Origin of the sequence: Tahibacter sp. (assembly GCF_032229445.1) — a bacterium.
GTDB lineage: Bacteria > Pseudomonadota > Gammaproteobacteria > Xanthomonadales > Rhodanobacteraceae > Tahibacter.
Map to the genome: position 1 here is coordinate 18,289 of NZ_JAVTWC010000035.1, position 22,710 is coordinate 40,998.

A 22,710-nucleotide genomic window follows, 5' to 3' on the forward strand; every position below is an offset into this window, starting at 1 on the left:
CTGCGCGGGGCTCAGCGTGCGGCCGCCGCAAGCACGAGATCACGCACTTGCTCACCGACGCCGGTCGCCGACTGCGGGTTCTGTCCGGTGACGAGGCGTTCGTCGACGACGACCTGCGCGGTCCAGTTCGGCGCCGGCTGGTGCAGCGCGCCGTTGGCGGCGAGCCGGCTGGCCAGCAGGAACGGCACGACGTCGTCCAGCTGCACCGCGCGTTCCTCGTCGTCGGTGAAGGCGCTGAGCTTCTTGCCGCGGACCAGATGGTCGCCGTTGCTCAGCGTCACGTTCACGAGTGCAGCCGGACCGTGGCAGACCGCGGCCACGATGCCGCCCTGTTCGTAGATAGCGCGCGTGATGGTCTGTACCGCCGGGCTGTCGGGGAAGTCCCACATCGCGCCGTGGCCGCCGGCGAAGAAGATCGCCGAATAGCGCGACGGTTGGGCGTCGGCCAGCGGTAGCGTCGTGCGGATCGCGCTGCGGAATTGTTCATCCTTCCAATAGCGCGCATTGACCGCATCGTCGAGGTCCACGCCGTCGACGGGCGGCTCTCCACCCTGGATCGACGCGAGCTCGACCGGAATGCCGGCGGCATCGAACACGGCCAGAGGATGGGTCAGTTCGCCGAGATAAAAGCCGGTCGGCTTGCCGCTGGCGCCTTTGGTGCCATGGCTGGTGAGTACGATCAGAACCGGTTTGAGCGTAGCCCGGTTAACGGCGGCAGGCGGGGCGGCGCTGGCCGTCATGCCTAGCAACAACGTGGCGATCAGGGAACTCATGGCAACTCCTGGTGCGGGGACGATGAAGGGGAAGGACCCACGGTAGCGGGCGCGGTGCTGCCGAAACAGCGGCTTCGCGACAAGAGATCCTTGCGGTCGCGGCAACAATCAAGGTGCCCGCCTCGCATTCACTGCCAGCCGTCACGTATCTGCGAGGACAGATAGTCCAGAAAGCAGCGGATCCGCGCAGCGAGCGCGGTATTGCGGTAATAGACCGCATTGACCGGCTGGCGCACCTCGACCGTGTCGCGCGCCAGCACCGGCACGAGCGCGCCGCACGCGCGATCGCCGGCCGTCATGAAGTCCGACAGGCAGGCGAGGCCTTCGCCGGCGAGCGCGAGCTGGCGCAAGGTTTCGCCACTGGAGGCGAGCAGGCTGGGCCGGATGTGCAGGCGCTCGCCGCCGTCGTGGCGCAGCGGCCAGTGATTCAGCGATTCGGGCTGGTTGAAGCCGAGCAGGCTGTGCCGCGCCAGCGTTCTGATCGTCGGCCGGCCGGCGCGTGCGAGATAGGCTGGACTGGCGAGTACGCGCAGCCGGCTCGTGCCCAGCGGCCGTGCATGCAGCGTGGAGTCGCGCAGGCTGCCGATGCGCAGGGCGACATCGGTGCGGTGTTCGAGCAGGTCGGTGATGAGATCGCTGGTATGCAGTTCCAGTTCGACCTGCGGATGGCGCGCGCGGAAGCCGGCCACGAGCGGCACGACGACATGCAGCATGAACGGCGCGGCGGTATCCACGCGCAGGCGGCCCGCGGGCTGCTGCTGGCGCAGCGCGAGTGCTTCCTCGGCTTCGTCGACCGCGTCGATGATCAGGCGAGCGCGCTGCAGCAGCACGGCGCCTTCCTCGGTCAGCTCCAGCCGCCGCGTGGTCCGGCGCAGCAGTGTCGTCGCGAGTTTTTCCTCGAGCCGGCTCAAGCCGCGGCTGACGCCGGAAACGGTCTGGCCGAGTCGTTCGGCGGCGGCGGTGATGGAGCCCGTGTCGACCACCGCGGCGAAGACCTGCAGCTCATCCAGCGTCGTTTTCATTCTTGCGTCCGGCGCAAATATTGTGTGCGTCGACACTAGGTTCTCTCAACAACGCTGGCAAGAAGACAGCAGGCCTTCCGGTTGAGGAGAGATCGCTGCGAATGCCGCCCACACTGGCCGAGGGCTCATGGCCGAACCTCCCGACGTGCGACACACAAGCCTACCGGCTGGCTCGCGGTGCCGGCGCTGGCGCGCCGGAGCATGCCGCCGCTGCTCGGCCGTCGTGGCGGCCTGCGATCGGTTTCCGTTGGCCATGTTTGCGTAGGCGTTGACGTCACTTTGACGGCGACGCCGGCACCGTCGGGCTCATGGATATCATGAATCAGTGGTGGGTCGTCGCCGGCACGGCCTATGCGATGGTGCTCGGCGGCGTCATCGGCTACGAGCGCGAACTCAAGGACAGGCCTGCGGGATTCCGCACCCATATGCTCGTGGCCGGCGCGGCGACCTTGCTGATCGAGATCGGTGAGCTGCTGATGTTCGATTCGCGCTATCGCGGCAGCTCCTTCATCACGATCGATCCGCTGCGCCTCGTCGAATCCGTCGTTTCCGGCGTCGCCTTCATTGGCGCAGGCACCATCTTCGCCGCACGCTCAGGCGCAACGGTCGCCGGCATCACCACGGCGGCGTCACTGCTCATGGTCGCCATCGTCGGCGTTGCGGTCGGTTTCGGCTACTACGTGCTGTCGCTCGCGGTCACGTTGCTCACGCTGCTGGTGCTGACCGTGCTGAATTTTGCGGACAGCAAGAAATCCAAGCGCCCGGATGGCGGCACGCCCGTCGTGCAGCCCGACGCCAAGCCTTGATTTCCCGCTAGCCGTCCTCGGCGATCTGCAGCAAGGTCGCGGCATACTCCGGCGCCGTCGGCTCGTGCATGAAATACACGTACGCGGTCTGCCACGATGTGGCCCGCAGGCGTTTCCACCAGGCTGTCAATTGCGGCTTCGTATACGTTTCCAGGCGCAGCCGCAGATAGCCCCAGGGCGTAGCGTCGATCAGCGGTGCCGGGCCTGCATCCTCCCGTTCCGACACGCAGAGCGTCGCGCCGGCGTCAGCGAGCGCGGTATGGACCTCGTCGGCGAACCAGCTGCCGTGGCGGAACTCGAACGCGGCGCGGTGATCTTCCGGCAGGCGCTGCAGAAAATCCCGCAGGCGCGGCAGATCTTTCTTCATGGCAGGCGGCAGCTGGAACAGCGCTGGTCCTCGTTTGCTGCCGAACCCGGCGATAGCCGCATAGAACGTGTCGAGCGCGTCGTACGCGCCGGCGCTGAGCCTGGCTTTGTGCGTGATCGCACCGGGTGCCTTGATCGAGAAACGGAAGCGCGCGGGAACGCTCGCCGCCCAGCGCTCGACGTTGGCCAGCCGCGGCATGGCATAGAAGGTGTTGTTGAGCTCGACCGTCGGCAGGTGCCCGGCGTAGTAGGCCAGCATCGCGTCGGACTTCAGCGCGGCGGGATAGAACACGCCTTTCCAGTCCTTGAACGAATAGCCGCTGGCTCCGGCATAGAGGCGTAGCGACATTGGCGGGCTCCGCGTGCGGGCTTCGTCGCCCGCGGCGATGGTCGCGCAACGCGTGGGTCCGGGCCAGTGAGTTTCAGCCCTGAGCCAAAGCTCCCAGGGGAGTACGTACGAAATTCTGCGCGGCATTGCCGCAGGCCATCCTAGGTCGCGTCGTGAAAGATCACGCCGAGCGTGAAGCGCTGGCCTGAACGGACGCGGCTGACACCGTGGCGCAGGTTGACGCGATAGGCGCCTCGGGTTCCCTGGGCAGGCCGGTGGCTCACCGCGAAGACGACCGCGTCGCCTTGCTGCAGCGGTACGACCTCGACCCGCGACTGCTGGCGCGGACGCTGCTCGGTCAGGACAAACTCACCGCCGCTGAAATCGCGGCCCGGCTGCGACAGCAGCACGGCGACCTGCAGCGGAAACACCTGCTCACCATAGAGATCCTGGTGCAGGCAGTTGTAGTCGCCGCTGCCGTACTTGAGCATCAGCGGGGTCGGGCGCTGCTGGCCGGCCTCGTGGCAGCGCGCGAGGAAATCGGTATGCGACGCCGGATAGCGCGTGGCGTCATCCAACGCTTCGTTCCAGCGGTTCGCCACGTCGACGAGGCGAGGATAGAACGCCGACCGCAGGCCCCCGACAACGGCCGGCAGCGGATAGGCGTAGTACTTGTATTCGCCGCTGCCGAAGCCGTAGCGCGACATGACGACGCGGCTGCGGAACGCCGCGTGGTCGTCGTAGCGCGCGGTCAGTGCGGCGCATTCCTCGCCCGACAGCAGGCCGGGAATCAGCGCGTTGCCGTGTGCGTCCAGCGTCCCGGACAACGCGTGCCAGGGCAGGGCGGCGATGCGGTCGGTGAGCGGAACCGGTGCTGCGCCGTCAGTGCGATCTGAATAACGGTCCTGCGGAATGCTGGCGTCCACGGCTTCCTGATCCTGATGGCAAAACGCGAGCGTAGGCCGTGGCGCCGGCCCTGGCCATCCGCTTCTTGCGTGCAGCGGGATCGATGTCCTCGCGTGCCATGGTCGACGCGGCTCGCGCCGCACCCAGGCGCCACAGCGGGACCGTGAAATGCCGCTTCGGCGCGACGAATTTACGCTGCCGTTACGCCGGCAGCCCGGATTGCATCTAGTCTATTTACGCGGTCCGGGAGGAGACTTTCCCCGCTCCATTCCGGAGTGGAAAAGAGTCCGCTGGCGATGAAAGCTCCTGCAAAAAATTATCTCGGTGCCGCGATCGTCGTCGCCGCAGGCTGTGCGGCGCCGTGCGCCTGGGCGGCTGACTTCAGCGGTTCCGCCACGCTGACGAGCGATTACGTGTTCCGCGGCATCTCCCAGACGCAGGGCGACGTCGCTCCGCAGCTCGGCGGCAAAGTCGCCTTCGATTCCGGCTTCTACGGCGCCGCCTGGGCGTCGACGGTCGACTACGGCGACGCTGTCGGCAGCGATGCCGAGGTCGATCTGGTGGCCGGCTGGAACCGCACGTTCGCGCAGCGCTGGAACCTCGACGTCAACCTCACGCGCTTCACCTATCCGGGTACGCGCGCACCGCTGAATCTCGACTACAACGAGGTCATCACCACCCTGACGCTGGACCAGCGCTGGTGGGCGATGCTCGGCTGGTCGGACAACGCGCTGGCCAGCGGCGAGCGTGGCATCTACGTCGAAGTCGGGGCGAAGTTCCCAATCACCGATGAGTTCCGCCTGGAAACGGTTGCGGCGCACTACGACCTCGACGATGCCTACGGCGACAGCTACAGCCGCGCCCAGCTCTCGGCGATCTACACCCTCGGCAGCGTCGACCTGCGTGCCTCGGGTCATTGGACCACCGACAGCGCCAAGCGGATTTTCCCCGGCGTCGCCGGCAGCCGTTTCGAAGCCGCTGTCACCTGGAACTTCTGATCAGGCATCGCCCGGTCGAGGGCGATGCATTTCCATCACAACAAAAGGGGCGCCATGAGCGCATTGACCGTTCTTCTCCTGCTCCTGAGTCTTGCGCTCGGGGGCTACCTGCTGGTCGCGCTGCTGCGGCCGGACAAGTTCTGACCGGGAGCGTGCCGTGGCTGAAGTGATTCTGATTCTTGCCGTGTCGGTGGCGCTGGCCTGGCCGCTGGGACGCTACCTCGCGCGCGTGCTCAAGGGCGACGCGAGCCGCACCGACGTGGTGTTCGCGCCGATCGAAAGCATGATCTACGGCGTCTTGCGCGTGGATCCGCAGCAGGGCATGACCTGGCGCGGCTATGCGCTGGCTTTTCTGCTCAGCAATGCCGTGCTGGGCGTGTTCGCCTGGCTCGTCTTCATGTTCCAGCATCTGCTGCCGCTGAATCCGGACAACGTGCCGGGCATGCGCTGGGATCTCGCGCTGCATACCGCGATCTCGTTTCTGACCAACACCAACCAGCAGCACTATTCCGGTCAGGCGCAGTTGTCGTACCTGTCGCAGACGATCGGCATCGTGAGCCTGCAGGTACTCACGCCGATGATGGGCCTGGGCATCGCCGCGGCGATGTTGCGCGGGCTGTTCGGCGGGCGCGACGCGGCCACCGCGCAGGAAGGCGAGGCGCGCGACCTCGGCAACTACTGGGTCGACGTGACGCGGCTGACGCTGCGCGTCTTCCTGCCGCTGTCGCTGCTGCTGGCGCTCGCGCTGACGATGCAAGGCGTGCCGAGTACTTTCGCCGGTGCGAAGACGGCACAACCCATCGACGCGAGCGCGGGCATGGCCGAGCAGACGATTCCGGTCGGCCCGGTGGCGGCGATGGTCGCGACCAAGCAGCTGGGCACCAACGGTGGCGGCTGGTATGGACCGAACAGCACAGTGCCGCTGGAAAATCCCACACCGCTGGCAAATGCGCTGGAGATCATGGCCATCGTGATCATCCCGCTTGCTGTGGTGTTCATGCTCGGGCCATTCACCGGGCGGCGCCGGCTCACCGCATTGGTATTCGGTGTGATGGCGACCTTGTCGTTGGCATCCCTGGGGGCCGCGCTGTATTCCGAGCAGCAGCCCAACGCAGCCACGACCGGACTGGCCGCGCCTGGTCCCAACCTGGAAGGCAAGGAAGTGCGTTTCGGCGCCGAAGGCTCGGCGCTGTGGGCAGCCGTCACCACGCAGACCTCGAACGGCTCGGTCAACGCCATGCACGACTCGCTCAACCCGCTGGCGGGGACGGTGGTGCTGCTCAACATGTTGATCAATGCCACCTGGGGTGGCATCGGCTGCGGCATGGTGAATTTCCTGGTGTTCCTGTTGCTGAGCATCTTCATTGCGGGCCTCATGATCGGGCGGACACCGGAGGTCTTCGGTCGCAAGCTCGAGACGGCCGAGGTGCGCCTGCTGTCGTTCCTCGTGGTGCTGCAGAGCCTGACCATCCTCGGCTTCACCGCGCTGGCGCTGGTGATTCCCGATGTGGCCGGCAATTCCAATCCTGGTCTGCACGGCATCGCGCAGGTGTTGTACGAGTACACCTCGGCCTATGCGAACAACGGCTCGGGCTTCGAGGGGCTCGGCGACGCGACCTATTGGTGGAACCTCACCGCGTCGGTGACGCTGCTGCTCGGCCGCTATCCCTGCCTGATCATTCCGCTCATGGTCGCCGGCAGCCTGGCGCGAAAGCGCCAAGCCCCGCAGACCGCGGGCAGCCTGAACATCGAGAGCGCCACCTTCGGCGCCACGATGATCGCCGTCATCGTGGTGATCACCGTGCTGTCCTACCTGCCCGCACTTGTGCTGGGCACCGTGGGTGAGCAGCTGATGCTTGCGAGTCCGTGATCGACGACCGCCCCCGCTCGCAAGGGCGGGAGCGCCTGACCTAAATCGCATCGAGAACAATCATGCAAACCTCATCCCGTCATGGCGTCAAGGCGCACGCGGCCCGCTTCACCGCGCAGGCGCTGCAGGAAGCCGTGCGCGACGCCTTCATCAAGCTCACGCCGCGTACCGCGATGAAGAATCCGGTGATGTTCGTGGTGCTCGTCGGCACCGTCATCACCGCCGCGCTGTCGGTAAAGGCCATCGTCGAGGGCCAGCCGTGGCTCTACGCGATGGTCGTCGCGCTGATCCTGTTCGTCACTGTGCTGTTCGCCAACTTTGCCGAGGCCGTGGCCGAAGCTCGAGGTCGCGGCCAGGCCGCCAGCCTGCGTGCGGCGCGCTCGCAACTGGTCGGCCGGCGCTGGCGCAACGGCCAGTTCGAATACCTGCCTGCGGCCGAACTGCGCCCCGATGACATCGTCGTGGTCAGCGCCGGCGAGCAGATCCCGGCCGACGGTGAAATCGTCGAGGGTGTGGCTTCCATCAACGAAGCGGCGGTCACCGGTGAATCCGCTCCCGTCCTGCGCGAAGCCGGCACCGACCGGTCCGGCGTCATCGCCGGTACGACGGTGCTGTCCGACGAGATCAAGGTGCGAGTCACCGCGCAGCCCGGCGAGAGCTTTCTCGACCGCATGATCGCGCTGGTCGAAGGCGCACAGCGCCAGAAGACGCCGAACGAACTGGCGCTCACGGTGCTGCTCGCGGCGCTGACCCTGGTGTTCCTGATCGTCGTCGTGACCCTGCCCGCGATGGGTGAGTTTGCCAATGTGCACATTGATGTCGTCGTGCTCGTGGCGCTACTGGTCTGCCTGATTCCGACCACGATCGGCGGCCTGCTGCCGGCCATCGGCATCGCCGGCATGAACCGCGCGCTGGAGGCCAACGTGATCGCCAAGTCCGGCAAGGCGGTCGAGTTGGCCGGCGACATCGACACGCTGCTGCTGGACAAGACCGGCACGATCACGCTGGGCGACCGCCGGGCGACCGAGTTCATCGCGGTCGGCGGCGCGCGCGTGCCGGACCTGCGCGAAGCGGCGTTGCTCGCTTCGCTGGCCGATCCCACGCCGGAAGGCAAGTCGATCGTCGCGCTGGCCCAGGCGCAGGGCGCGATTGCCGGCGACATGACCGATTCGGTGTTCGTTCCGTTCAGTGCGGAGACGCGCATGTCGGGTGTCGATCTCGGCACGCGCCATATCCGCAAGGGTGCGAAGAGCTCGATCGTCGGCTGGGCGAAGACCGTGCAGATTTCCGTACCGTCCGACCTGGATGCGGCCGTGGACCGCATCGCCCGCGGTGGCGCGACGCCACTGGTCGTGGCCGACGGCAACCGCGTGCTCGGCGTCATCGCCTTGGCCGACATCGTCAAGCACGGCGTGCGCGAACGCTTCGCCCAGCTGCGCGCGATGGGTGTGCGCACCGTCATGATCACCGGCGACAACCCGCTGACCGCCGCGGCGATCGCCGCCGAGGCCGGCGTGGACGATTTCCTCGCCGAAGCCAAACCCGAGGACAAGCTCGCACGGATCCGGGCGGAACAGGCGGAAGGACGTCTGGTCGCCATGGTCGGCGACGGCACCAACGATGCGCCGGCGCTCGCGCAGGCCGACATCGGCCTGGCCATGAACTCGGGCACGCAGGCGGCCAAGGAAGCCGGCAACATGGTCGATCTCGATTCGGATCCGACCAAGCTGCTGGCCGTCGTGGAGATCGGCAAGCAGCTGCTGATCACGCGCGGTGCGCTGACCACGTTCTCTCTCGCCAACGACGTGTCGAAGTATTTCGCCATCATTCCGGCGATCTTCGTCGCGGCGATACCCGGCATGGCGGCGCTGGACATCATGCACCTGTCCGGGCCGGTCAACGCCGTGCTGGCCGCGCTGATCTTCAACGCCGCGATCATTCCGGCATTGATTCCGCTGGCCCTGCGCGGCGTGTCGTTCAAGCCGGGCAGCGCCGAGTCGCTGCTGCGCCGGAACATGCTGGTGTTCGGCGTCGGCGGCGTCGTGCTCCCGTTCGTCGCCATCAAGCTGATCGACCTGTTGCTCGCCGCCGCCACCGGCGCGCGTTGAAACGATTCTGGAGAAAGCCATGAATGCTATTAAATCCACAAGGAAACCCGATAGCGGCGGTGGCGGTGCCTGGCCCGCGCTGGCCGGCAGCGCGCTGTTCGTCGTCGTCTGTGGCCTGGTGTATCCGACCGTCGCCACGCTGCTCGGCGGATGGCTGTTTCCGCACCAGGCCAACGGCAGCCTGATCGAGCGCGACGGACGCGTGGTCGGGTCGAGCCTGGTGGCCCAGCCGTTTGCCGATGCGCGCTATTTCCAGCCGCGGCCTTCGGCGGCCAGCTTCGATCCCAAGGCGGTGTCGGGTAGCAACCTGGCCAGCAGCAATCCGGCGCTGCGGGAACGCATGGCCAAGGATTCGACCGCGGTGGCGACGCGGGACGGCGTTCCGGCCCTGTCGTTGCCGGGCGACCTGATCACCACATCGGGTTCGGGCATCGACCCGCATGTGTCGCCGGCCGGTGCGCAAGTCCAAGTCAAGCGCGTGGCGCTTGCCCGTGGGCTGCCGGCCGACGAGGTTGTCGCGCTGGTCCACCGTCATACGGAGCGGCGCACGCTCGGCGTGCTGGGCGAACCGCGCGTCAACGTGCTGGAGCTGAACCTGGCACTGGACGCGCGCAGTGCGAGGCAGTAAACCCTGCTGCGCCGCCGCTTCGCGCCATAGCAGCGCGGCGCGGAGGCAACGCGCTTTCATTGGCGCCCGCTTTCATGGGCAATGCAGTGCAGAGTGAACCCGATGCCTGAAGCGACGACTGCCGACAACCGATCGCGCCGTGCCAAGGCCGATGCCTTGCTCGATCAGATCGAGCGCGAGGAAGCCGGCCAGCTCAAGGTCTTCCTGGGCGCCGCGCCCGGGGTCGGCAAGACATTCGCGATGCTTTCCGCGGCGCGCGAGCTCATGCGGCAGGGCATCGATGTCGTTGTCGGTCTGGTGGAAACCCACGGGCGTGCCGAAACGCAGGCGCTGCTGGAGGGTCTGGAGTTGCTGCCGCGCCGGCCCGCCAGCGGCGGCCGGGCGCACGACGAGTTCGATGTCGATGCGGCGCTGGCGCGCAAACCGCGGCTGATCCTGGTCGATGAACTGGCCCACCGCAATGTGCCCGGAAGCCGGCACGAGCGGCGCTATCAGGACATCGAGGAACTGCTCGGCGCCGGCATCGACGTCTACACCACGGTCAACATCCAGCATCTGGAAAGCCTCAACGACGTCGTCCAGCAGATCACTGGCGTGCGCGTGCGCGAGACCGTGCCGGACGCGTTCTTCGATCGCGCTGCGGACGTGGTGCTGATCGACCTGCCGCCACGGGAGCTGATCGCGCGCCTGCGCCAGGGCAAGGTCTATCTGCCGGAGCTGGCCGCCAGCGCGCTGGAGCGCTTTTTCACCGCATCCAACCTGACCGCGCTGCGCGAACTGGCCGTACAGACGGTCGCTGATCGCGTGGATGCCGACCTGCGCGAATACCAGGCTGCGCAGGGGGGCGGTCCGGTGCCGGTGCGCCGCCGCGTACTGGCCGCCGTCGACGGCAGCGAGAACAGTGAGTACCTCGTGCGGATCACGCGGCGCATCGCCGAACGACGCCACGCGCCATGGACCGTCGTCCATGTGGATTCCGGCCGTGCGGACAACGACGCGGACCACCGCACGCGCCTGGACGCGGCCTTGCACCTGGCGCGGCGCCTGGGCGGCACGACGGAAACCCTCAGCGGTGTCGATGTGGTCGACGAATTGCTCGGCTATGCGGGTCGCAACAGTGTCGCGACCATCGTGATCGGCCGTACGCGCGAACGTCCGTTGGCGCGTTTGCTCAACCGCACACTGACCCAGCAACTGCTGATGCGCGGGGCGCATTTCGAACTCACGATCGTCGCCACGCCGATGGCGCGCGCCCGCTCGCGCCGTGCGTTGCATATGCCGAAGGCGCCGCTGCGCGATTACCGTTTTGCCCTGGTCGTTTCCCTCCTGGCCCTGGTACTGGCTCACCTGGCCGACCGGGTCCTGTCCGTGTCCAATCTGTCCCAGCTGTTCACGGTGGCGGTGCTCATCGTGGCGGTACGTTCACGCATGAGCGTCGCGGTGTTCAGCGCGATGATTTGTTTCTTTGGCTACAATTTCTTTTTTGCGCCGCCGCGCTACACCCTGGCCATCGCCAACGGCGGCGACGCACTGACCGTCGTTCTGTTCCTGGCGACTGCCCTGATCTGCTCGCGCCTGGCAACGCGGCTGTCGATGCAGGTGCAGATGCTGCGCGAGGCCAACTCGCACGCGGGGATCCTCGGAAGACTCGGACGCGAACTGGCGGCGGCTGCCGACGCCGGCCAGGTCACTGCGATCGGTGCCAAGACCCTGGCGCAGGCATTCGACGCCGAGGTGGCCGTGCTGACGCCCGAGTCGGGCCTCCTCGCCCTGGCGGCGGCCGCACCGCGATCGATGACCTTGAGCACTACGGACAGCGCGGCCGCCGACTGGGCCATGAACCACGATCAGCCGGCCGGACGCTATACCGGCACCCTCAACGCCGCCACCTGCTGGCTGTTGCCGCTGGTCGACGACGGTGCGCGGCTTGGCGTGGTCGCGATCCGCTTCGACGCAGAGGAGACGGTACTGTCCTCGCAGCGTCGCGATCTGGTCCAGGCCATCGTCCACGACATCGCCCAGGCGCTGGCCCGCACCCGGCTCGCCGCCGAACTGGAAAGCGCGCGGTTGCAGGGCGAAACGGAACACCTGCGCGCCGCGTTGCTGTCCTCGGTGTCGCACGATCTGCGTTCGCCGCTGGCCGCCATGCTGGGGTCGGCCGAAAGCCTGCAGCGCTACGGCACGCGGCTCGACGCCGCCGAGCGCGACGAGCTTCTGGGCGGCATCGTGTCGGAGGGCCAGCGCCTGGACCGCTACATCCAGAACCTGCTCGACATGACCCGGCTGGGCCATGGCACGCTCAAGCTTGCGCGCGACTGGGTGGCCGTCGAGGAGATCGTGGGCTCCTGTGTGCTGCGCCTGCGCAAGGTTTTCCCGGAGGTGCGCGTCGCGCTCGAGGCGCCGGCCGAGGAGCTGCCGTTGCTCTACGTGCATCCGGCGCTGATCGAACAGGCCTTGTTCAACATTATGGAAAATGCGGCGAAATTTTCGCCGCCCGGCGTGCCGGTGCGCATCCGCGCGAGACAGGCCGGCGAGGAAATCCGCATCGATGTCATCGACGCCGGTCCCGGCATTCCGGCCGAGGAACGCAGCCGGATCTTCGACATGTTCTATTCCGTGGAACGCGGCGATCGCGGCAAGCACGGCACGGGGCTGGGTCTGTCGATCTGCCAGGGTATGATCGGCGCGCACGGCGGGTCGGTGGAGGCGCTGCCGGGCGAGGGCGGGGTCGGCACCACGATCCGCATCACGCTTCCGCTGTCCGGCGTACCTGTGCCGGCAGCAGCCGAGGACGAGACATGACAGCAGTTGCAGGGGCAAGCGGTGCGAGCTGCGTGCGGATGACCGTCGCATGAGCGAGGTCGGTCCGGCAGTCGTCCTTATCGTGGACGACGAGCGCCAGATCCGACGCTTCCTGGAGATCAGCCTGCAGGCGCAAGGTTACGAGACACTGTCGGCGGACAGCGGTGCCGAAGCGTTGAAGCTCGCCGCTACCCGGAGCGTAGCCCTGGTGGTACTGGACCTGGGACTTCCCGACATGGACGGGCATCAGGTCCTGCAGCGGCTGCGGGAATGGACCAAAGTGCCCATCCTGGTGCTTTCCGCGCGTTCCGGCGAGGCCGAGAAAGTGCGCGCGCTGGACGCAGGCGCCAACGACTACCTGGTGAAACCGTTCGGTGTGGAGGAACTCGGCGCGCGCATCCGCGTGCTGCTGCGGGCCTCGGCCGCGCCGGCCGCGCCGGTCGTGTTCGACGACGGCCGGCTGCGCGTGGATCTGGCGCGACGTGAAGTGCAGCTGGATGGCGTCACGATTGCGCTGCCGCGCAAGGAGTTCGAGATCCTGTCCCTGCTCGTGCGCAACCGGGGCATGGTCCTGACCCAGCGACAGATACTCGTCGAACTCTGGGGCGCCGCACATGTGGAAGATACGCACTATCTGCGCGTGGCGATCGGCCGGCTGCGCCGGCGCCTCGGTGACGACGCGAGCGCGCCGCGCTGGATCCATACGGAGCCGGGCGTGGGGTATCGGCTGATTTCGCCGTAGTTGGCGAGCAACGAGGGAAGAAGCGAACAATGAGGGAAGAGAAGTGAGAAACGAGTAACGGCGGCCGAGTGCTCGCTCGTTTCTCTCCACTTCGTTCGTTGCTGTCGTCCTCGGCTATAGTGGAAGTGTGGAAAAAATCAAGATAAGTGAGAAGTGGGAAGTGGGAAGTGAGTAAAAAGCGGCCGATCGTTCGCTCGATTCTCACTTCTCTTCCCTCGTTACTATGCCTACTCGGTGTCGTTGAAGATCCGGTCCGAAGGCACGAGTCCATGCCACAGACCGCTGGTCGTCGCGAGGACGAGCCGGCGGTGGTCCTGCGGCTGCTGGCGCAGATCGTAGACGCCGTGCACGGGCAGGCCTGCGCTGAGCGAGGTCCAGTTGAAGCCGCCGTCCTCGCTGCGCCAGATACAGCCCTTGCTGCCGTTCAAGGCAATGCCGGCGGCATACAGGACCTGCGGTGCGGCGCTGTCGATCTGCAGGTCGCGCACATCGCAGTCTTTGAGTTCGGTGCCGATGCCTTTCCAGTTCTCGCCGCCGTCGACGCTGAGATGGATTTGCGAGGACTGGCCTGCTTCGATCGTCGAGGCCCACACCACGCCCGGCTGGCGCGGGTGGATCACGAGCGCGAACACATCGCGTGTCGTCGTCGCCGAGTCGCCGACGTGCGGCAGGCCGGCGTTGCGCGGCGCCCAGGTCTGGCCGCCGTCGTTGCTACGGAATACGCCGCTCGTGATGGTTGGTGTCGGTATGCCGCCCTTCTCGTCCTCAAGGTTGCTAAATACCGAAAGGTACAAGATTCCATTGCTGTCGATCTCGATATCGACCGGATCGACGCTCTGATAAGACGCGTCGACGGAGATGTCATCAGGAAGGCTGGTGCCGACCGGTATCCAGTTCGCGCCGGCCTGCGTGCTCTTGATGACGCGGAAGCGCTGGTCGGAATTCGAACCGTTGCTGAGTGCATAGACGGTGCCGAGCGGACCGGACGTGCAAGCCCCCTGGACTGGCGGACTGGCGCACGAGCGCGGATCGAGCAAAACCTTGCGCACGTTGCTCAACATCACGCCGGTCAGAGGCAATGTACCTGTGTAGGGCGGAATGCCCTCATCGAGCGACGTCCAGGTCCTGCCGTCGTCGATGCTCTTGAAGATGCCGCTGGTGATCGGTGCGAGCTGACTTCGCACGCTCGATCCGGCCGCGTACAGCGTGCGCCCGCCCGGTGCCGCCAGGGTCGTCGGATCCAGCGCCAGCGTGCGTATGGACTGGGCCCGCTGGGCAAGGCTGCCTTGCCAGCTCTGCGCGCCGTCGTCGCTGCGGACTACGCCGGGTGCCACGGAGTCGCTGCGTGAGCGGCCGCTCCAGAACCGGCTCGGATCTTCGGCCGCCAATGCCAGTCCACGCCGTGGCTCGGCCTGCAGCTGCGCGTTGCTCGGTGCCCACGCCGATGCCGTGCCTTGCAGTGCAATCACGCCGATGGCTCGCGCCGTGGCGAGCACGCGATAGCTGCCGCCGTCGGATACCGCAACGACCTCAGCCAGCCGGCCGTCGCCATAGGTCGACGGCGGCAGGTCGCCGTCGCAGGGGTATGTGGTTGCGAAAAAATCGCTGCTGCGAAGGCACTGCCGGCCGTTGAACACGATCAGCTCGGCGCCGCCGACCGTCGTCTGTGCCAGGCGGGCCGATTCCAGCGTGACGCGCTGGGACCACGTCGCGCCCTGATCGGTGCTGACGAACAGGCGGTCACCCAGCGACACGGCCATGGTCAGCGCGTCGACCATCACGATGTCGGTGACGGGGTCGCCCTGGGCCGGCGTCAGCAGCGGCACCCAGGTCACGCCGAGGTCGGTGCTGCGATAGACCGCCGGTTCTCCAGGAGTTCGAATTGCGGTGCCGGCTAACATATGCTGGCTGTCTGGATTCATGCGCAGAACCGCGATCCACTGTCCGACCGGAAGTCCCTGGACCGGCGCAAAGGTCGTGCCGGCATCGGTGCTGCGGAACGTGCCCAGATACGACGAATAGATCACGCCACCGGGTATTGCGAGCATCGCGCTTGCGATGGCGCCGCTGGGCAGGTACAGGCCGGTCGGCGTCCAGCTGTCGCCGTTGTCCTCGCTGCGCATGAGGCGCACGCCGGCTTCGAACAGGTAGTGTTCTTGTGGCGTTACCACGCTGCGCGAGATCTTGCTGCCGTAGGTGACGTCGAAGCTGAGCCCGCCGCCGGTTTCCTGCCAGTGGCGTCCGGCATCGTCGGACTTGAACAGTCCGCCCGCGGTCAGCGCCAGCACGCGACCATTGGCGCCGGGCGAGGCGACCAGCGCGGTGACCTCGCCGCCGTCGGGACCGAGAGGCTGCCAGGGTTCCGCATGCGCGAAGGGGGCGACGGCCAGGGCGAGCACACGGGTAGCGGAAAGCAGCAGGATACGGTTCATCGGGTCAGAATCGCAGGGTTCGAAACCGGATCGTAGCCTGCGCAGCCGCGGGAGGCATCGCGTCTGTCGCAACGCGATCCGAAGCCAGCGTCGCACTTTTCGCGCCAGCGACCGATCGGCCGCACTATGAACGCCACGACGCGTCTCGCTGCCTGAGACTGCGCGCTATCATCGTCGGCGGCCCCGCCCGTTGTCTGACCATGGAACTCATCAAGAAGCTTGCCGTCCTCGCGGACGCGGCGAAATACGACGCATCGTGTGCGTCCAGCGGTGCGGGCAAGCGCAACTCCCTGCGCAGCGGCGGCATCGGCAGCACCGAGGGCATGGGCATCTGCCACTCGTATACGCCCGACGGCCGCTGCGTGTCGCTGCTGAAAATCCTGCTGACCAATTTCTGCGTCTACGACTGCGCCTACTGCGTCAACCGGGTCAGCAGCAACGTGCCGCGCGCACGCTTCACGCCGGCCGAAGTCGTCGCGCTGACGCTGGACTTCTACAAGCGCAATTACATCGAAGGCCTGTTCCTGTCGAGCGGCATCATCCGCAATGGCGACTACACGATGGAACAGCTCGTCGCGGTCGCGCGCAGCCTGCGCGAGGAACACAAATTCCGCGGCTACATCCATCTGAAGACCATCCCGGAAGCCTCGCCGGAACTGCTCGCCGCGGCCGGGCTGTACGCCGACCGTCTCAGCATCAACGTTGAATTGCCGACCGCGGAAGGCCTCGCCGCGCTCGCGCCGGAGAAGAACCTGCCTGATATCCGCAGCGCGATGGGCCAGTTGCGCTGGCGCATCGACGAAAACAAGGAAGCGCGCGGCCTGGGCGCGTCCGGCACGCCGAAGCCGCAGGCCTCGTCCACGAAGCGTTCGCGCAGGCCGCCGCGCTTTGCGCCGGCGGGTCAGAGCACGCAGATGATCGTCGGCGCGGATGCGGCCGACGACCGCACGATCCTCGATGCGAGCGCAAACCTCTACGGCAACTTCCGCCTGCGACGCGTTTACTATTCCGCGTTCAGCCCGATTCCGGACGCGCCGTCGCGGCTGCCGCCGCGCGCGCCGCCGTTGGCGCGCGAGCACCGCCTGTACCAGGCCGACTGGCTGCTGCGCTTCTACGGCTTCGAGGTCGACGAGATAGCGCCGCGCGCCGGCGCGGCCACGATGCTCGATCTGGACATCGACCCGAAGCTCGCCTGGGCGCTGCGGCACCCGGAGCGATTTCCGGTCGACATCAACCGTGCACCGAAAGAAATGCTGTTGCGCGTGCCTGGTCTGGGCACGCGCAACGTCCAGCGCATCATCACTTCGCGGCGCAGCGGCGCGTTGCGCGCCGACGATCTGGCCCGCTTGCGCGTACCCCTGCGCAAGGTGCTGCCGTTCGTGCTGCTGCCGGATCATCACCCGCAGCAGCAGCTCGACGATCCGCGCCGCCTGCGCCAGCAGCTGCAGCGTCCGCCGACGCAGATCGGCCTGTTCGACTGATGCGCTATGCGGTGGCGGTGGAGCCGGTCTGGTCGCTGGACGCCTGGCGCACCGCGGCCCGGTTCGGGCTGCGCGGCGGAATAGCACCGGATGCCATCGACTGGCCTTGCGATGCGCAAGCCATGCTGCTGCCGGCAGCGGCGTTGTCCGATGCGCCAGCGCTGCATCCGGCGCCATCCGTGCCGGCCGGATTCGTCGAACTGGCGGAAGCCGTGCTGTGTCATCGCGATCCGCAGCGCTATGCCTTGCTCTATCGCGTGCTCTGGCGGCTTTGCCAGGGCGAGCGCGGGCTGCTCGATCGCGCGAGCGATGCGGATATCAATCGCGCGCTGATGCTGCGCAAGGCCGTACAGCGCGACGTGCACAAGATGAAAGCATTCGTGCGCTTCCGCGCCGTGCCCGGAGAAACCGATGCGTTCCTCGCGTGGTTCGAGCCCGAGCACTTCATCGTCGACCGTGTCGCGCCGTTCTTCATGCGTCGCTTCGCCGGCATGCGCTGGGCAATCGTGACACCGTATCGCCGCGCCACGTGGGACGGCGAAGCGCTGGCGCTCGGCGCCGGCGGGCATCGCGACGAAGCGCCGGCGGATGACGCCAATGAGGAACTGTGGCGCATCTACTTCGCGCACATCTACAACCCGGCGCGCGCGAACCCGCGGATGATGCAGCAGGAAATGCCGAAGCGTTACTGGAAGCATCTGCCCGAGGCCCGCCTCATCCCTGAGCTGCTGAACCAGTCCGCAGCGAACGTCGAGGCGATGCTCACGCGCGAGGCCACCGCACCGCGCCGGCGCATTCCCGTCCGCGTAACGACAGCGCCGCCGGTGGTCGCCGACAGCCTCACGACCTTGCGGGATGCGCTGACCACGTGTCGCGCCTGCGAACTGTGGCAGCCGGCGACACAGGTGGTCGCGGGCGAAGGCCCGCGTGAGGCGCGCACGATGCTGATCGGCGAGCAGCCGGGTGACCGCGAGGACCTCGTCGGCCGACCCTTCGCCGGCCCCGCCGGGCGCCTGCTCGATCGGGCGCTGGTGGAACTGGGCATCGACCGCGACACGCTGTTCCTCACCAATGCCGTAAAGCATTTCCGCTTCGAGCAGCGCGGCAAGCTGCGCCTGCACAAGAACCCGCTGCGCCGGCATGCCGAAGCCTGCAGCGGCTGGCTCGAACACGAGCTGCGTCTGGTGGCACCCCGGCAAATCGTCTGCCTCGGCGCAGTGGCCGCAGCAGCGGTGTTCGGCAGCAGTTTTCGTCTGCAGCAACAGCGCGGGCAATGGGTCGACCTCGGCGGCGGTCGTCGCGCGATGGCGACCGTGCACCCATCCTGGATCCTGCGCCTGGCCGATGCGGCGGAGCAGGGCGCTGCGTACGACGGATTCGTGCGTGACCTGCGTCTGTTGCGCGGGCGTGATGGTGAAGCGCAGTCCGGAGCCGCGTAGCGCGGCGATCAGCCTGGACGTATGGCCACTTCGCGAGGAACGCGGCAACCGGTGGACGTTTCCCGCCGGCGCGCGCGTAGCGATGGAAGCGTGCCGTTCGATTCATCCGTGGTAGTCCGATAGCCGTACATGGCGACCACTCGTGCGTGTAGTGACCGCGTGTCGCGCGGCGCTACGGTTCCGGGTCGGCCTCGGCCGGTGGGCTGGACACCGCGACGGCCTCGAATTTCGCAAGTGCGCCCGCATCCCAGATCTCGAGCTGACGCGAGCGGAACGGCTGTATCCATTCGGCGCGTTCCGGTGCGCGTGGATCGGAACGGGCGGGATAGCGCACCACCATGCCGTGGGGATGCTGCTGCGTCCAGGCGGGCAGGTCGCGCGTGTGGATGTCGTCGATGGGCTGCGCGAGACGGCCGAGGAAATGAAACTGGCCGGCGTAGCCGCCGAGGTTTGCGACCGGTCGGCCAGCCGCCTGGGCGAGCGCGATCCGTGCGGCGGCGGGGCGCAGGTCGAAATTGCGGAACAGGGTCTGCGCGAACAGCATCTGCGCGAGCACCGCGGCGCACAGAGCAACCGTGGCGATGCGTTCCACCGCGTGACGCTCATGCGGCCAGAGCAGCAGGACGGCGCCGAGCAGGATGAAGCCGGGAGCAAACCAGCCGCCGATGCCGGCGATGTCAGCCATCCAGCGCGGCCCGCGCTGCGCATCGACGAGACCGATGGACAGTGCCAGCAGCACCAATGCCAGTGCAATCAGCAGCAGGGCGAGCGGCCACGCCCTCCAGCGCCGGCGCGTGAGTGTCGCCTCCGGAATGGTGCGCGCGAGGACCAGCGCGATGGCCATGCCGGCGGCCGGCAGCAGCGGCAGCAGGTAGTAGACCTGCTTGCCCGATACGAGGCAGAACACGCCGAACGTCGGCAGCAGCCAGCTCGCGAGGAACCGGCTGGCGTCGTCCAGGCGCGGCCGCTGCGCGAACGCGGCGCGCCACAGCCGCGGCCAGGCCACCCACGGGAACAGCAGCACGAGCAGCATCGGCAGATACCAGTACAGCGGCCGCGCATGGTCGAAGCTGTCCACGACGCGTCCCGCGGTCTGCAGGAAAAGCAGTTCGTTGCGATACGCCTCGCCGCCGGCCATGCCGGCCGGCAGCGCCCAGGCGAGCAGGATGGCCAGGCTGGCGCCGACGGCGAGGCCGGCGCGCAGGTACCAGCCGCGCCGGTCGGCCCGCGCGTATTCGCTCCACCACGGCCCCAGCAGCAGCGGGAACGCGACATGCAGCAGCATGACCGGACCCTTGGTCAGCAGACCGGCGCCGAGCGCGACGGCGAACCAGCCCCAGCGTGGGCGTCCGTGTATCGCCCAGAGCGCCAGCACGACGCACAGCGCCAGCAGCGTCTCGTACATGAGCTGCAGGCCGAACAGGAACGGATAGGCCAGCGCGATCAGCAGCCACGGCACGCTCGTGGCGGCTGCCGGCCGCAGCACGAGTACGCGCCGCGCCAGCGCGGCCGACGCGGCGAGCCAACCCGCGCCGATCCCGACCTGAAGCACGCGCGGCCAGATGTCGCTGACGCCGAACACGGCCCAGCCGGCGTGAATCAGCCAGAACAGCAGCGGCACCTTGTGGCTGTACGGCTGCCCGTTGATATGCGGCACCAGGAACTGGCCGCTGTTCCACATTTCCCAGGCGACGGCCAGCGTGCGCGTCGAATACAGCGGCATCGGGCCGTGCTGGAAGATCGCGAACAGCGCCAGACAGGACCATAGCAACAGCCAGACCGGCGGCAGATGTGGAGCGCGTGAGGGCATGGAGAACGGGCGTCGTGGATAACGGTGCAGGCCGCCGCGGCAGCGGCCCGGCACGTCGCCGTGGACGCTCCTACGCCGCCGTTCCGGCAGGGCACACGAAATAGAGAAAGCAACAACCCGCCGGGATGGCAGGGGCGGAAAATGCGCGGCAGAGCGTCGTCGTACTGATGTAAAGCCGTCTCAGCCGAATCTCAGGCAAAGGTTAAGCTGCCTGGGATAGGTCAAAATCGGCGCAAACCTCCGGAGCGAACGGCTGGCATGAACGAACCCCGCAGCGTCCTGCTGGTGGAAGACCAGCGCGACATCGCCGCGAACATCTGGGATTTCCTCGAACGGCGCGGTTACCACGTCGACCACGCCGCCGACGGCGAGGCCGGCATGGCTGCAGCGTTGCGCGGCAACTTCGACGTGATCGTGCTCGACCTCGGCCTGCCGCGGCTCGACGGACTGGACCTGTGCCGGCGCCTGCGCGAGACCGACCGGCGCACGCCGGTGCTGATGCTGACCGCGCGCGACACGCTCGATGACAAGCTGCGCGGTTTTGCCGAGGGCGCCGACGATTACCTCGTCAAGCCCTTCGCGCTGCGCGAACTGGAAGCGCGCATCCGCGCCGTCTACCGCCGCGGCCAGCTGTCCACCGATGCGCCGCTCGTCGTCGGCGACCTGCGCTACAACCCCAGCACCCTGCGCGCGACGCGGCAGGGACGCCACATCGAGTTGACCCGCGCGCAGTCCGTGATCCTCCACCAGCTCATGCAGCATTCGCCACGGGTGCTGACCCATCAGGCACTGATCACCGCGGTCTGGGGCGAGGAGGGCGGCGACCCCGCCGCGCTGCATACCCACGTCTACGAGTTGCGCAAGGCGGTCGATCGTCCATTCGGCGAAGCGCTGATCCGTAGCGTGCACGGCATCGGCTATCGGCTGGAGAAAGACTGATGGCGGGCCGGCTGACCCTGCGCCGGCGCATTGCGCTGGCGTATTCGGCGCTGGGTTTCGTGCTCAGCCTGCTGTTCGCGCTGGCGTCGTTCTACCTGACCGAGGACTACGAGAAAATCGTTGTCACCGAGATCCTGCTCGGGCAGGCGCAGGACACGGCCGAGCGGCTGCGCGAACAGCCGGATTTCATGCTGCCGCATACGCCCCGGCTCAGCGGTTACCTGCGCCGTCACGACGGCAGCGGTTTCGTGCCGCCCGATGTGGCCGATCTGCCGCCGGGTATCCACGACGTGGCAGACGCCGGGGATACGGGCAAGCACGCCGGCGTGTTCGACATCGATGCGGGCCGGCTGACCTTCGTCGTCAGTCTCGGTTCGATCGAGTCGCTGGAGCGCTACCTGCTCTGGTTCATGCTTGCCGTCGTCGTGTTCGGCACGGCCGCCGGCGGCTGGGTCGGCTGGCTGTTCGCCGGTCGGACCATACGTCCCGTGCGCCGGCTTGCCGCGGCGGTGGACGCGTTGCCGTCGCGGCCGCAGGCCACGCAACTGGCGCAACTCGTCGGCGACGACGAACTGGGCCGTGTTGCCACGGCGATCGATGCCTACCAGTCGAGGCTCGTCGATGCCGATGCCGCTGAGCGTGCGTTCTTCGCTGACGCCAGCCACGAGTTGCGCACGCCTATCGCCGTGGTCCAGGGCGCGGCGGAGGTGCTGCTCGACGAAGCCGGTGTGCATCCGGCGCAGCGCCGCCGGCTCGCGCGGCTCGAACGCGGCATGCACGAGTTGACCGATCTCATCAACGTATTGCTCGGGCTGGCCCGGCGCAGCGCGTATTTTCCCGACAGCGTCGATGCGCGCACGCTGCTGGAAGAGAGCGTGGCCTCGTTGGCCTCGGCGCTGGAGCCGGGCCTGCTGCGCGTCGACATCGAAGCGACCGGCAGCCTGTGCGTGCCGCGAATGGAGGCTGTGCTCGCGTTGCGCGGGATACTGCGCCGGCTGCTGCCGCCGGGCGCTGGCGGTGCCGTGCGGTTGCGCGCGCACGGCGAACGCATCGAGCTGAGTTATCGCGCGCCGGCTACGGCGCGCGGGTTGGACGCCACACGTAGCGATCGCCATCTCGGCCTCACGCTGATGGGCCGCTTCGCGCAGCACCTGGGCTGGCGGCTCGACGAAGAATCCGCTGGCATCGACGAGCGCCGCATCGTGGTGTCACTGCCCGCGGCGCAGACCGCCGCAACCCGGTCCTGATGCGGCCCGCCGG

The 22,710-nt window shown here is 67.5% G+C and carries 18 protein-coding genes; 12 read left to right on the forward strand and 6 right to left on the reverse strand.

The window, feature by feature from the left end:
- Positions 1 to 11 precede the first annotated feature (11 nt).
- Together RUU78_RS07525 and RUU78_RS07530 are read right to left on the reverse strand one after the other, a co-directional pair.
- Entirely contained in the window at positions 12 to 773 is a 762-nt protein-coding gene (locus RUU78_RS07525; RefSeq protein WP_313915206.1) for a type 1 glutamine amidotransferase domain-containing protein, read from the reverse strand.
- Positions 774 to 901: 128 nt separating this feature from the next.
- Positions 902 to 1,795: a LysR substrate-binding domain-containing protein gene (locus RUU78_RS07530; protein ID WP_313915208.1), complete on the reverse strand. Its 894-nt coding sequence runs from the start codon at positions 1,793 to 1,795 to the stop codon at positions 902 to 904.
- Between the two features lie 317 nt (positions 1,796 to 2,112).
- Here RUU78_RS07530 and RUU78_RS07535 point away from each other — a divergent pair, with 317 nt between their 5' ends.
- On the forward strand, positions 2,113 to 2,601 hold the full coding sequence (locus tag RUU78_RS07535) for an MgtC/SapB family protein (protein ID WP_313915210.1): 489 nt from the start codon (positions 2,113 to 2,115) through the stop codon (positions 2,599 to 2,601).
- 7 nt (positions 2,602 to 2,608) lie between these two features.
- Here RUU78_RS07535 and RUU78_RS07540 read toward each other — a convergent pair whose 3' ends face one another.
- On the reverse strand, positions 2,609 to 3,316 hold the full coding sequence (locus tag RUU78_RS07540; protein WP_313915211.1) for a DUF72 domain-containing protein: 708 nt from the start codon (positions 3,314 to 3,316) through the stop codon (positions 2,609 to 2,611).
- 140 nt (positions 3,317 to 3,456) lie between these two features.
- Positions 3,457 to 4,221: a 2OG-Fe(II) oxygenase gene (locus RUU78_RS07545; RefSeq protein ID WP_313915213.1), complete on the reverse strand. Its 765-nt coding sequence runs from the start codon at positions 4,219 to 4,221 to the stop codon at positions 3,457 to 3,459.
- A gap of 276 nt (positions 4,222 to 4,497) precedes the next feature.
- On the opposite strand from RUU78_RS07545, the gene RUU78_RS07550 reads away from it, so the two are divergent.
- From RUU78_RS07550 to RUU78_RS07580, 7 genes are all read left to right on the forward strand, one after another.
- Complete coding sequence (locus RUU78_RS07550; RefSeq protein ID WP_313915215.1) at positions 4,498 to 5,199, forward strand: TorF family putative porin; 702 nt, start codon at positions 4,498 to 4,500, stop codon at positions 5,197 to 5,199.
- A 54-nt stretch (positions 5,200 to 5,253) separates the two neighbouring features.
- The gene (gene kdpF / locus RUU78_RS07555) at positions 5,254 to 5,343 is read left to right on the forward strand and encodes a K(+)-transporting ATPase subunit F (protein WP_313915216.1); all 90 of its coding nucleotides are present in this window, start codon (positions 5,254 to 5,256) and stop codon (positions 5,341 to 5,343) included.
- A gap of 13 nt (positions 5,344 to 5,356) precedes the next feature.
- Positions 5,357 to 7,069, forward strand: a complete 1,713-nt coding sequence (kdpA, locus tag RUU78_RS07560; protein WP_313915219.1) for a potassium-transporting ATPase subunit KdpA — start codon at positions 5,357 to 5,359, stop codon at positions 7,067 to 7,069.
- 62 nt (positions 7,070 to 7,131) lie between these two features.
- Entirely contained in the window at positions 7,132 to 9,177 is a 2,046-nt protein-coding gene (kdpB, locus tag RUU78_RS07565; protein ID WP_313915221.1) for a potassium-transporting ATPase subunit KdpB, read from the forward strand.
- 19 nt (positions 9,178 to 9,196) lie between these two features.
- Complete coding sequence (gene kdpC / locus RUU78_RS07570; protein WP_313915223.1) at positions 9,197 to 9,805, forward strand: potassium-transporting ATPase subunit KdpC; 609 nt, start codon at positions 9,197 to 9,199, stop codon at positions 9,803 to 9,805.
- Between the two features lie 102 nt (positions 9,806 to 9,907).
- Complete coding sequence (locus RUU78_RS07575) at positions 9,908 to 12,607, forward strand: sensor histidine kinase KdpD (RefSeq protein WP_313915225.1); 2,700 nt, start codon at positions 9,908 to 9,910, stop codon at positions 12,605 to 12,607.
- 49 nt (positions 12,608 to 12,656) lie between these two features.
- Positions 12,657 to 13,349, forward strand: coding sequence for a response regulator transcription factor (locus tag RUU78_RS07580; protein WP_313915228.1), 693 nt, complete (start codon positions 12,657 to 12,659; stop codon positions 13,347 to 13,349).
- Between the two features lie 227 nt (positions 13,350 to 13,576).
- Here RUU78_RS07580 and RUU78_RS07585 read toward each other — a convergent pair whose 3' ends face one another.
- On the reverse strand, positions 13,577 to 15,781 hold the full coding sequence (locus RUU78_RS07585; protein WP_313915231.1) for a hypothetical protein: 2,205 nt from the start codon (positions 15,779 to 15,781) through the stop codon (positions 13,577 to 13,579).
- 200 nt (positions 15,782 to 15,981) lie between these two features.
- On the opposite strand from RUU78_RS07585, the gene RUU78_RS07590 reads away from it, so the two are divergent.
- Both RUU78_RS07590 and RUU78_RS07595 read left to right on the forward strand, forming a co-directional pair.
- Positions 15,982 to 17,262, forward strand: coding sequence for a putative DNA modification/repair radical SAM protein (locus RUU78_RS07590; protein WP_313915232.1), 1,281 nt, complete (start codon positions 15,982 to 15,984; stop codon positions 17,260 to 17,262).
- A complete protein-coding gene (locus tag RUU78_RS07595) occupies positions 17,262 to 18,701 on the forward strand; it encodes a UdgX family uracil-DNA binding protein (RefSeq protein ID WP_313915234.1) in 1,440 nt (479 codons plus the stop codon). The genes RUU78_RS07590 and RUU78_RS07595 overlap by 1 nt, the downstream gene beginning before the upstream one ends.
- Positions 18,702 to 18,873: 172 nt before the next feature.
- On the opposite strand, the gene RUU78_RS07600 is transcribed toward RUU78_RS07595, so the two are convergent.
- Positions 18,874 to 20,511, reverse strand: coding sequence for a glycosyl transferase (locus RUU78_RS07600; protein ID WP_313915236.1), 1,638 nt, complete (start codon positions 20,509 to 20,511; stop codon positions 18,874 to 18,876).
- 258 nt (positions 20,512 to 20,769) lie between these two features.
- On the opposite strand from RUU78_RS07600, the gene RUU78_RS07605 reads away from it, so the two are divergent.
- Together RUU78_RS07605 and RUU78_RS07610 are read left to right on the forward strand one after the other, a co-directional pair.
- Positions 20,770 to 21,450 carry a response regulator transcription factor gene (locus RUU78_RS07605; protein WP_313915237.1) on the forward strand — a complete coding sequence of 227 codons (681 nt, stop codon included), beginning with the start codon at positions 20,770 to 20,772 and terminating at the stop codon, positions 21,448 to 21,450.
- Positions 21,450 to 22,697 carry a HAMP domain-containing sensor histidine kinase gene (locus RUU78_RS07610; protein ID WP_313915239.1) on the forward strand — a complete coding sequence of 416 codons (1,248 nt, stop codon included), beginning with the start codon at positions 21,450 to 21,452 and terminating at the stop codon, positions 22,695 to 22,697. The genes RUU78_RS07605 and RUU78_RS07610 overlap by 1 nt, the downstream gene beginning before the upstream one ends.
- Positions 22,698 to 22,710 lie beyond the last annotated feature (13 nt).